8 protein-coding genes and 1 pseudogene are annotated in these 10,964 nt (G+C 70.7%); 4 read left to right on the forward strand and 5 right to left on the reverse strand.

Annotated elements, in window-relative coordinates:
• Positions 1-164 precede the first annotated feature (164 nt).
• Positions 165-1,136, reverse strand: a complete 972-nt coding sequence (locus KGQ19_RS44360; protein ID WP_230420399.1) for a helix-turn-helix transcriptional regulator — start codon at positions 1,134-1,136, stop codon at positions 165-167.
• Positions 1,137-1,221: 85 nt separating this feature from the next.
• Between KGQ19_RS44360 and KGQ19_RS44365 the strand changes: the two genes are divergently transcribed.
• The gene (locus KGQ19_RS44365) at positions 1,222-2,202 is read left to right on the forward strand and encodes an SDR family NAD(P)-dependent oxidoreductase (RefSeq protein WP_212020925.1); all 981 of its coding nucleotides are present in this window, start codon (positions 1,222-1,224) and stop codon (positions 2,200-2,202) included.
• A gap of 16 nt (positions 2,203-2,218) precedes the next feature.
• Positions 2,219-2,836 carry a hypothetical protein gene (locus KGQ19_RS44370; protein WP_212020927.1) on the forward strand — a complete coding sequence of 206 codons (618 nt, stop codon included), beginning with the start codon at positions 2,219-2,221 and terminating at the stop codon, positions 2,834-2,836.
• A 52-nt stretch (positions 2,837-2,888) separates the two neighbouring features.
• Here the strand turns inward: KGQ19_RS44370 and KGQ19_RS44375 are convergent, their stop codons facing one another.
• Positions 2,889-4,496: a Na+/H+ antiporter gene (locus KGQ19_RS44375; RefSeq protein WP_212020929.1), complete on the reverse strand. Its 1,608-nt coding sequence runs from the start codon at positions 4,494-4,496 to the stop codon at positions 2,889-2,891.
• A gap of 163 nt (positions 4,497-4,659) precedes the next feature.
• Entirely contained in the window at positions 4,660-5,574 is a 915-nt protein-coding gene (locus KGQ19_RS44380; protein WP_212020931.1) for an MBL fold metallo-hydrolase, read from the reverse strand.
• Between the two features lie 105 nt (positions 5,575-5,679).
• Between KGQ19_RS44380 and KGQ19_RS44385 the strand changes: the two genes are divergently transcribed.
• Together KGQ19_RS44385 and KGQ19_RS44390 are read left to right on the forward strand one after the other, a co-directional pair.
• Positions 5,680-6,555, forward strand: coding sequence for a LysR family transcriptional regulator (locus KGQ19_RS44385; protein WP_368862248.1), 876 nt, complete (start codon positions 5,680-5,682; stop codon positions 6,553-6,555).
• A gap of 122 nt (positions 6,556-6,677) precedes the next feature.
• Complete coding sequence (locus KGQ19_RS44390) at positions 6,678-7,778, forward strand: hypothetical protein (RefSeq protein WP_212020934.1); 1,101 nt, start codon at positions 6,678-6,680, stop codon at positions 7,776-7,778.
• Positions 7,779-8,072: 294 nt separating this feature from the next.
• Here the strand turns inward: KGQ19_RS44390 and KGQ19_RS44395 are convergent, their stop codons facing one another.
• Positions 8,073-10,724 (reverse strand): glycosyl hydrolase, encoded by a 2,652-nt coding sequence (locus KGQ19_RS44395; protein ID WP_212020935.1) that lies wholly within the window; start codon positions 10,722-10,724, stop codon positions 8,073-8,075.
• A 145-nt stretch (positions 10,725-10,869) separates the two neighbouring features.
• Positions 10,870-10,964 (reverse strand): annotated as a pseudogene (locus tag KGQ19_RS53195) (IS982 family transposase); the annotation flags it as partial.

Here is a 10,964-nt window from a genome sequence, read left to right on the forward strand (position 1 = left end):
CGCGGGCATTGGGGGGCGGCTTGGGAGGTGTTCGAGGAGCTGGGGTTGGCTCAGGAGGCGGCTGAGGTCAGGGCTCGGATTGATGGGTGAGGCGGCGCTGGGGTAGCGGCGAAACGCAAGGGTGCGCGGCTGTCCGCTATCCGCTATCCGCTATCCGCTATCCGCTATCCGCGCGAGTTCGTCAGTGCATGCCGGTAGTTGCGAGGCGAGGTGCCCATCGCGCGCTTGAAAGCGTTGCTGAACGCGCTCTCCGAACCGTAACCGACCTCGCGGGCCAGCAGCGCCACCGGTACGTCGCCGTGCCGCAGTTCGCGGGCGGCGAGGCTCATGCGCCAGGTGAGCAGGTAGGCCAGCGGCGGTACGCCCACGGTTTCGCGGAAGCGGACGGCGAAGGCGGTGCGGGACAGGGCCGCTGCCTGGGCCAGGTCCTCAAGGCGCCAGGGGCGGGCGGGGTCGGCGTGCATCAGGCGCAGGGCCGGGGCGATGCGGTCGTCGGCGAGGCCGCGGAGCCAGCCGGCGGGCAGGTTCTCGGTGACGAGGCTGATGCGGAGTACGTGGAGGAAGACCAGCTGCGCGATGTGGTCCATGGCGGCCGCGGCCCCGGGGCGGTGGCCGGTCATCTCGTCGAGGAGTTGCTCGATCAGGCGGCGCAGGGTGGCGGCCTCGGGGGAGGTGCTGCGTACGTGGATCAGGTCCGGCAGGGCGCCGCGCAGCAGGCCGCCGCGGTCTCGGCTCAGATCGACGTGGCCTGCGACGCACATGACCTCCTCGCCGGAGCCGATGCGCCGGAAGCCGGTCGTCGGATCGATGGGCAGGGGGCTGGAGGGCTGCGGTGGGACGCTGGGATCGCTGCACATGATGTAGGGCAGCCCGCCGTCGGAGACGATGACGTCGCCCGGGGTCAGCACCACCTGCTCTCCGCTGTCTTCGCGGACTATGACCGGATTGCCGCGCACGACGCAGTTCACCTTCAGCCGTTCCGGAGAGCGCAGTCGGATGGCCCAGTCGCCGCCGGCCACGAACGCGCCGGACAGGGCCGCGTGCGCGTCGGCCAGTGCCAGGGCGCCGCAGAGCGGGTCGTCGGCGGCGGCCGGGCTGTCGGGCTCGGCGGCCGATTCTTCTGAACGATCGAGCAAGTTTTCCGCACTCACAAGTATTCATCGTACATCCCACCCCGCCTACGGTGGTCCTGAAAGCACTTCCAGAAGGGACCCGACCACCATGACCACCACCCCCCAAAAGCCCCTGAACTCGGGCTTCGACGCCACCTCCACCGCCGACGACGTGATCAAGGGCATCGACCTGACCGGCCGCACCGCGATCGTCACCGGCGGCTACGGCGGCATCGGGCTGGAGACCGTGCGCGTGCTGCATACCGCCGGCGCGCAGGTCATCGTGCCGGCCCGCAACGTCGAGGGCGCCAAGGCCGCGCTGCGGGAGTTCGACGGCGTTCGCGTCGAGCCGCTCGACCTCATCGACCCCGCTTCCGTCGATGCCTTCGCCGACGCCTTCCTCGCCGAGGGCCGTCCGCTGCACCTGCTGATCAACAACGCGGGCACGATGGCCACGCCGCTCTCCCGGGACGCGCGCGGCAACGAGGCGCAGTTCGCCGTCAACCACCTCGGGCACTTCCGGCTGACCACGCGCTTGTGGCCGGCGTTGGCGGCGGCCGGCGGGGCCCGGGTCGTCGCGCTGACCTCCCGCGGCCACCGCTTCTCGCCGGTGGTGTTCGACGACCTGGCCTTCGAGCGCCGTCCCTATGTCCCGTTCGAGGCGTACGGCCAGTCCAAGACCGCCAACTCGCTGTTCCCCCTCGAACTCGACCGGCGGGGCCGGGACGAGGGGATCCGCGCCTTCGCCGTGCACCCCGGCGCGATCCTCGACACCTCGTTGACGCGGCACATGGACGACGCGGCGCTGCGGGCGGCCGGCGTGGTGGAGGTCGACGGCCGTCGCGTCATGGGCGCCGGACATCAGGTCAAGACCGTCGGGCAGGGAGCGGCGACCACCGTGTGGTGCGCGACGAGTCCCATGCTGGACGGCCTGGGCGGTGTCTACTGTGAGGACTGCGACATCAGCCCGGTGATGGCCGCCGAGGACCTGGCAGTGGAGAACCCGCTGGAGCTGCCCGGGGTTCTGCCCTACGCCGTGGATCAGGATGCCGCGACGAAGCTGTGGGACGTCAGCGAGCGGTTGATGTAGTGGATAGATTGGCCTGATGCACGAGGCACGTCGAGTGGAACTGGCCCGATTACCGGACGCGGTCGCGGACCTGATAGCGACGTTGACGCCCGGCGGGAGTCTGGTTCTCACGCAGGGTGGCGAACCGGTTGCGACGATCACCGCTGCCGGTTCGGCTCCGTTGGAAGGCATGGTCATTTCGGGGCACCCGGACCCGGACCCGAATCCGAATCCAGGCCCGAATCCGAACTCGGGCGACGACGACAGCGTCCTGGTCGTCGCCACCGCGATGAAGCTGTCGGACGGCGCGCGGACGAAGCTCTCGACCGAACTCGGCGCCGACTACATCGTCCTGGACATGCACGCCGCGCCCCGCACCGCGGACGTCCTCCTCGTCCCGCCGATCAGCCCGCAGCTGCTGCGGAACCTGCGCTCGATGTTCCCCTCGGCGCGCATCGTCATCGCCGAGATCGACGATCCCGAGCTCGGGGTCAGCTATCACGGTCCGGTGCGGCGGCTGCTCGACGCGGGGGCGGAGCTGTATCTCGCCTCGACGACCGTGCCGCATCTGGCGCGACAGCTGGGGGAAGCGGTGAGTGCGCGCGGGGAGTTGGCCGCGGGGTCGGGGCGTCGGCCGCGGCTGGAACTGGAATAGCGCCATAGTTCCTCAGCGCCGTAATGCCTCAGAGCCATAGCCCCGTAGCGCCTCAGTCGACCAGCTGCGTCCGCGACAGCCGGACCTCCTCGATGTCCAGCTTGGCCTGGATCTGCCGGAGTACGGCGTCATCGATCCGGCGCTCGTCGCGCAACCGCAGGAGCGTGGCCCGCTTGGCGCCGAGCAGGGCCAGCCGCAGCTCGCGGTACTGCTCGTCGAACTCGCGGAGGCGTTCGGCGGCGTCGTCATCGAGGTCGTCACCGTCGTCGTCGGGGTCGCCGGCCCGGTTCAGGCGCAGACGTTTCTCGTATTCGCGGCGAGCCATGTCGGCGATCTCCGGGGCGGTGCCCAGCGTCGCCGCGATGTCGGGGAGGGCTTCCATGGCCTCTTCGGCGGCGGTGCGATTGGCCATCCGGCGCTCGGACTCGATCACGGTGTCCTCGGGCAGGTCGGCCCAGCGGACCACCGGGGGCAGGGCGAAGGCCTGGAGCATCAGGGCCGCGATGACGCCGGCGGTGACGAAGACGATGACGTCGCGGTCCGGGAGCGGCAGGCCGTTGTCCAGGGTGTTCGGGACGGCCAGGGCAGCGGCCAGGGAGACCGCGCCGCGGAACCCGGCCAGGCCGGTGATCACCCGGAAGCCGTGGGTGACGCGGCGAGCGCGTTGGGAGGGGCGGCGGTCCACGGCGCGGATGCCGAGGATCACGGTGAACTGGAAGGCGAAGCGGGCCGCGATCAGCACGCCGCACACGGCGGCCACCGCGGACAGCGCGCGGGCCAGGTCGAAGCTGGTCAGGTTGCGGACCGCGGACTGGGACTGCAGGCCGATCAGGACGAACAGGGAGCCGTTGAGGACGTAGGTGCCGATCGTCCAGAAGCCCTGGGAGAGCAGCCGGACCGCGGGCGTCCCCACCTTCGGGCCCAGCTGGCCCATGATCAGCCCGCACGCCACCACGGCCAGCACGCCGGAGGCCTGGATCGCCTCGGCGAGCAGGAAGGCGCTGAACGGGATGAGCAGGATCGCGACGTTCTCCAGCAGCGGGTCCTGCAGGCGCGCGCGAAGCTTGCCGCCGACGAACGCCACCGCGATGCCCGCCGCGGCGCCGCCGAGGTAGGAGCGGGCGACGAGCCACGTCACGTGCACGGTGCTGAAGTGCTCCGAGCCGGTGGTGACGGAGACCGCGACGCCGTAGACGACCAGCGCGGTGCCGTCGTTGATCAGGCTCTCGGCGGCCAGCAGGTTCATCACCCGGCGCGGCAGGACCCGGCCCAGCGCCGCGACCGCCGTGGCATCGGTCGGCGCCAGAGCCCCGCCGAGGATCCACGCCGGGCCCCACGGCACCCCGAACGCGTGTGCGACAACGGCCACCATCCCGGCCGAGAAGAGCACCAGCAGCGTGCTCATCAGCACCACACCGCGCAGGCTGCGCCAGATGGCGCGCAGCGAGGCGTTCAGGCTCTCCCAGTAGAGCAGGGCCGGAAGGAAGACCAGCAGCACGGTGTCCGGCGGCAGGTTCACGGTCCGCAGCCGCGGCACGAACCCCACCAGCACCCCGGCCGCCAGCATCAGCACCGGCGGCGCGATCCCGAACCGGTTCCCCACGATGCCGCTGACCAGCACACAGGCGCCGATCACGACGATCACCGTGAGCGCGAGCACGCGGGCAGCCTCCAGGCGTGGGCCGGCCGCCGGCGGGACCGGCGGCGGGTGGGTCCTCGGAACGGGTGAGTCCTCGGAGGTGGTGATCTCCAGCCAGGGGGAAACCAACCGGCGGCGCGCGGAGCCAGGCGGCGCGGGGCGACGCTGAGCTGGGCTGGTCGGGCTACTCCACCCCCGCTCCTCCCACCGCCGCGTGCTCAGCGCACAAGCACCCCACCCCCCGCTCGATCCACTCCCGCATCCGCCAGTCCGGATGCCGCTCGATCATCAGCGCCCTGACCTCCTCGACCACGGTCTCCTCGCTGACCGCCGAGTCGCGGCGCCGCCAGGTCTCATCCCGCAGCTCCTTGATGTAGTCGCGCACGTCGGCGAGGAGCCGGGTGTCGCCGACGGCGCCGTGGCCGGGGACCACGATGCCCGGTGCCTCGGCGGCCAGCGTTTCCATCACGCGCAGCCAGCGGGTGCCGGAGACGTCCGTGTCGTGGGGCGGGAACCAGGGGAAGATGGCGAACTGGCCGGTCTCGGCGAGGTCGCCGGTGAACAGGACGTCGGCGTCCGGGACCTCGACGACTTGGTCCCCGCGGCTGTGGGCGCGGCCGGTGGGGCGCAGACGCACGGTGCGGCCGCCCAGGTCCAGGTCGTAGCTGCCGTCGTAGACGACGTCCGGCACGGCGAGCACCGTACCGTCGAGTTCGCGGGCCACCGGGGCGCCGAGCCGGGTGAACATCGCCAGGTAACCCGCGCCCTTCTGGGCCAGGTCGTCGGCCTGCGCCTGGTTGACCAGGTAGGTGGCCTCGCCGCTGAACTCGTGCGCGCCGAAGGCGTGTTCCGGGTGGAAATGGGTGGTGGTCAGATACAGGCGGCGGCCCTTCGCGTAGTCGGCGGCGAAGGCGAGGATCCGTTGGGCGTTGCGGGGTCCCAGGCCCGTCTCCACCACCAGGACCGCCTCGGTTCCGCCGATCAGCCCGACGTTGGGGACCAGGTCCACGTCCCGGTTGGGCACGACCACCAGGTCGTGGGCGAGCTCGCGCACGTCGGAGATCTCGACGATCGGGTCGGGGAAGGGGTATTCAGCCATGGACCGAGTGCACCATCGGCGGGCCGGGACCGTCCAAGTCCGATCGGGCACGCCCGATACCGCGCGGGTATCGTCCCTTGTGATGGACGAGGAACGATGATGGACGTGGAACTGCGCTCGCTCCGGTACTTCGCCGCCGTCGCCGAGGAGCTGCATTTCGGACGCGCGGCGCGCCGGCTGCACATGACCCAGCCGCCGCTGAGCCGGGCCATCCGGCAGCTGGAGGCCGACCTCGGCGTGGCGTTGTTCGAGCGCTCGCCGTCCGGGGTGGCACTGACGCCGGTCGGGGTCTGGTTCTACCAGGACGCGCGGGCCCTGCTCGACCAGGCCGACCGGTTGCGGGCCAAGGCCGCGGCGGCGGCCGGCTCGGCGACGCTGACCGTCGGCATGCTCTCCGACGGCTCCGACGCCGACGCCTCCCGCCTGGTCAAGGCCTTCCGCGAGCGGCACCCGCACGTGGACGTCCAGGTCCGCGAGGCCGATCTGGCCGACCCGACGTGCGGCCTGCGTTCCGGGCTGGTGGACGTGGCGCTGACCCACGGCCCGTTCGACGAGACCGGTATCAGCGTTCGAAGACTCCGGACCGATCCGGTCGGTGCGGTGTTGCGCGGCGACGACCCGCTGGCCGATCGCAAAGTCCTGCGACTGGCCGAGCTGGCCGAGCGCCGCTGGTTCCGGCTCCCGGACAGCGCCGATCCGCTGTGGCGCGCGTTCTGGAACGCGACCACACCGCAGGGTCCGATGCGCGAGGGCCCGATCGTGCGGACCGTGCAGGAATGCTTGCAGGCGGTGTTGTGGAACGGCACGATCGGACTGGCGCCACGAGTCGGGGCCCTGCCGCCCGGGCTGACCTTCGTCCCGCTGGCCGACGCGCCACCGGCCACGGTGGTGGTCGCGTGGGCCGGCTCCCGGGACGACCCGCTGGTCCGGTCCTTCGTCCGGGTCGCGGCCCAGACCTATGGTGCCGCCGCAGGAAGCTGACACTCATTCACCCCAGCGAATGCGGTTCCAGGTTCATTAGCTAAGGTTGATGGAGCTTGTCCGAGGACTGCCAAGGGGGATGGATGATGGGCACAGGTACGGGCACGGGCACAGGCACGGTAATGCGGCGGTTCGGCCGGTCGGCGGCGTTCGTCACGGCCTTGGCGCTGGCGGCGGTTTCGGCCGCGGCGTGTTCCAGCAGCGGCTCGACGTCGTCCGGCGGGGGCGACGGTTCCGGCTCGTTCAAGGACGTGCTGCACGACATCCACGCCGTCACGCAGACCAGCGACTACATCGAATACGGCGCCACGGCCCAGGTCACCAAGCTGACCGGCACCACGAAGCCGGCGGCCAGCGGCCCGTTCTCGCATATGCAGGGCATCGGCGCCGACCAGCTGTTCCAGTACTGGTCGCTCCTGCCGCCGCTGACCGGCTTCGACTCGACCGCCGTGACCAGCGCGATCACCGTCGGGAACCCGCCGAACGCGGTCGGAATCCTCTACGGCGGCTTCGACCCGGCCGCGATCGGCGCCAAGCTCGCCGCCTGGGGCTACAAGAAGCAGGACCGCGGCGGCGGCACCACCGCCTGGATCAGCAACGACGACCACAAGATCGACATGACCAAGCTCGACCCGGTCACCGGCGTCGGCCCCGGCATGACCGGCTGGCTGAACGTGATCTGGGTGTCGAGAACAAGCATCGCCTACGGCGGCGCCACCTCCGACCTGGCCGCCGCATTGCCCGCCCAGTCCAAGCCGCTGTCCGGCGACAACGTGGTGAGCTCGCTCGCCGACTGCCTGGGCTCCCCGCTCGGCGCCATGGTGCTCACCGACCCCAAGACCATCGGCAACAGCGCCGCCACCGGCGTCGCCTTCGGCGTCACCGCGACCAGCGCATCCGACGCCCGAGAGGAGATCTGCGTCGCGGCATCCGCCGCCGCCGGCGCGCAGACGATCGCGACAGCCTTCACCAAGGCGGTCACCACCGGGACCGATCTCGTTCAGAACAATCCGTGGTCGAAGGAGTTGACCGACCCCAGGACTGACGTGCTCGGCGGCTCGGCGCACGTGGTGCGACTGTCGGCCACCTCGGCCGACCAGCAATCCGGCCTGGTCTTCCGCCTGGTCGAGGATGACGACTTCGGGACGCTGCTGGGGTGGCCGTTCCAATCGACGGGACGGCCGCTGCCGTCGGACACCTCGTCGGGTCAGTCCTCTGATTAGGGGTCAGAAGGTAACTGGGCTTCAGACGGCGGTGGCGCGGTAGCCGGCCGACGGGATCCGGGTCAACCCACCGCGCCGCACGGCGTGGGGCAGATGATGATCGGCGGCGAGACGAAGGCACCGCCGGTGCCCGTGGCCGGCGCGGAAGCGCGGCGCCCTCGGCGTATGAGAAGGCTGAGTCAGTGCCAAGTCCGGCCCGCGGACGAAAGCGCGGCGCCCTCATCACCGGACGCCGTGCTCCCACCATGCCCTAGGCCGTTGTCACAGGCCGTGGATCACTGCTGATCCTGATGATCACTGCTGGTTCTGATCGCCGGAGGGCATCCGGACCTTCCAGATCCCGCGTCCGTGCGTTCCCGCGTACAGATTCCCGTCCGGACCCGGCGACAGCTGCAGCGTGGCGTTGGTCGGCAGCCCGTTGCCCAGGATGCTCCAGCACGAGCTGTGCGGCGCCTCGTAGAACACGCCGAGGTCGGTGGCCAGTGCGATGCCGCCGTGCGGCAGCAGCACGATCGAGTCGGCCGGGACGTCCGGCAGGTTCGCCGAGATGTCCTTCCAGGTCACGCCGCCGTCGTGGCTCTCGTACAGGTGCCCGACGCCCGCGCCGGGGCCTTCGGTCCACATCCGGGAGAAGCCGTTGACCGCGACGTAGACGTGGTCGGCGTCGTTCGGGTCGACGGCGATCGAGGACAGGTAGCGGTTGGGCAGCGAGGTGCCGTCGGTCGGCAGGTTCAGCTGGTGCCAGCCGGTGCCGTCGGCGTTGCCGACCGCGATGCCGCGGGTGAAGCCGACGCTGTTGCAGCCGCCGCCGCACCAGGCCGCGTAGATCTTGCCGCCGGAGTCGGCGACCGCCGAGGCCAGGTTGCCGGCGCCGAGGTCGTAGACGTTGGTCCAGTCCGACGTGCCGCGGATCGCGAAGCCCTTGGTCTGGACCGCGACGTGCTGGCCGCCGGTGACCCAGGTGTCCGGGTTCTTGGCGTCCGCGGCGAACGGCGCGGTGAAGCGCGCGGTGCCGTTGACGCCGTCGGTCGGCGGCACGTTGTACTCGGTCTCGGTCGAGGGGTCGGTGCTGACGTTCTGGCCGCAGTCGTTGGTGACCCAGATCGACAGGTTGGTGTACTCCTCGGCGACGTTGCAGCCGTTCTTCGGGTCGACCAGGGTGTCGCCGCCGTCGCCGCCGAAGTTCGAGCCCATCACTTTGTCGCCGTTGCGCAGGATCGACTGGCCGTTGTCCTGCATGCCGCCGGAGACCGCGACGCCGTGGCCGCTGGGGTCGGCTCCGACGCCTACCGAGTAGTACTGCAGGGTGTCGATCGTGCCGTCGTTGAGCGACTGCCAGTCCGCGGCGTGGCCGCCGGAGTCCAGGACGCCGGCCAGCGGGCGCTTGTAGACGCCGCCGTCGTTGCCGACGACCACGAAGCTCTTGCCGCCGACGCTGCCGATCGCGACCGCGTGCTGGTCGGAGTGCGTGGTCGGGCTACAGGTGCCGGTCTGCTCGGTGGGGTCGATCGACCAGCAGGGGAAGGTGAAGTTCCAGTACGGGCCGACGGTGTTCCAGGTGGCGCCGGCGTCGTGGGATTCGTAGACCTCTTCCAGACCCATGTAGACGTGGTTCGGATCGGTCGGGTCGACTTGCAGGAACTGGTTGTACCAAGCCTGCACGCCGGGGTTGTACGTGGCGCCGGTCTCGGCCGAGCCGGAGGCCTCCAGCTTCGGCGAGTCCGCGACCAGGTGCCAGGGACCGAACGGCGTGCCGTCGGACTCGTACACGCCGCCGAGTGTGGACTGCGCGCTGGTGATCTTCGTCGGGTCCTGGTCGACGGCGTAGAACTTGGAGCCGTCCGCGGAGCCGGCGAAGGTCACGGCGCCGACGTTGGCCGCGGCCGTCGGCAGGTCGCCGAGCGAGGACGTGATGCGGGTCCAGGCACCGTTCTGCTCGGTGTAGAAGCCGTTGTAGGTGTCACCGCTGCGCCAGCCGATGGCCGCGATCAGCTTGGTCGGGTCTTTCGGGTCGGCGGTGATGTCGTTGACGATGTTCTTGTACGGCGCGGCCGGGTCCGTGGCCTGGGAGCCGTTGGGCAGGTAGCTGGGGTTCGGGGCGAACTCCAGCTTCCAGGGGCTGCTCAGGTTGTTCAGGGAGTGCGACCACAGGCCGCGGGTCGTGGCGGCGTAGACGCGGTCGCCGATGAAGCGGATCTTGCGGATGCTGGTGGATTCCAGCTCGCTGCCGCCGACCCGGTCGCGTGGGGAGAACTGTCCGTTCTGCGGGTGGGAGAGCACGTAGACGCCGGAGCCGGTGAAGGTGTCGGAGGCGGTGTTCGCCTCGCCGGTGGCGTACCAGAGCCGGCCGGCGGCGTCGAGCTCCAGGTCGCCGGTGGAGGCCGAGGGCAGCGACTGCGAGATCGGCGTCCACTGGCCGCCACCGGTCGAGGAGCGCCACACGCCGCCGTTGGCGCCGCCGGCGTAGACATGGCCGGCGTTGTCGGCGGCCATGCCGGTGATCCGGCCGGTGACGTCGCCCGCGCCGCCGGAGGAGTTGGAGTCGTAGTCGCGGTAGCGGGGGTCGTCGGAGTTGTAGGGCGTGGTGGTGACCGGCTTCCAATCCGGGCCGTAGTGCGGCATGGACTGCATCTGTTGCCAGGCCGCGCCGTACGCACCGGGCTGCACGACGCCCGGCGCGCTGCGGGCCGCGAAGTACTCGTTGTCGGCGGCGCTCGGGTCGTCGACCCCGCCGTCCGGATTGCCGGGCGGGCCGCTGACGGCGAAGTTCCCACTGTGTCCCGTAGTAGCGCCGGCCGCCGGTGCGGTGCTGGTCGCGTGCGGCCGGTTGTGCGGTTGCGCGGTGCCGGTGTTCGTCGCGGACGCCTGCGGGCCGGTCAGGGCCATCGCCAGGGCCGCGCACGCCGCTCCGATCGGGAGCAGCCTCGAGCGCGTGGCAGTTCGCATGCCGTGGAATCCCTACTGTCGAGGAATGGTGTGCCGTGCCAGCCCGCAGCGTGCCAGGTGATATGGCACCCGGTCAGCCGTCCCGCGGTCAAGATTCGGTAAATATGGAGTCTCGCTAGATGATTGAGTCCGATCGCTTGGCTGGTCAGTGGTCGTAGGCGATCAATGATCGCTTGCTTGCCGCGCCGGTCTTGGTGTTGTGCCAGATCGCGGCGGCCATGGCCAGCAGGCGCTGGCCGA

This window comes from Catenulispora pinistramenti, assembly GCF_018274385.1.
GTDB lineage: Bacteria > Actinomycetota > Actinomycetes > Streptomycetales > Catenulisporaceae > Catenulispora > Catenulispora pinistramenti.

What these genes read in the sequence shown, in the direction of transcription:
- KGQ19_RS44380 (WP_212020931.1), bottom strand. Translation starts at nt 5,574, where the DNA reads ATGGCTGAATACCCCTTCCCCGACCCGATCGTCGAGATCTCCGACGTG.
- KGQ19_RS44390 (WP_212020934.1), top strand. Translation starts at nt 6,678, where the DNA reads ATGCGGCGGTTCGGCCGGTCGGCGGCGTTCGTCACGGCCTTGGCGCTG.
- KGQ19_RS44370 (WP_212020927.1), top strand. Translation starts at nt 2,219, where the DNA reads ATGCACGAGGCACGTCGAGTGGAACTGGCCCGATTACCGGACGCGGTC.
- KGQ19_RS44395 (WP_212020935.1), bottom strand. Translation starts at nt 10,724, where the DNA reads ATGCGAACTGCCACGCGCTCGAGGCTGCTCCCGATCGGAGCGGCGTGC.
- KGQ19_RS44365 (WP_212020925.1), top strand. Translation starts at nt 1,222, where the DNA reads ATGACCACCACCCCCCAAAAGCCCCTGAACTCGGGCTTCGACGCCACC.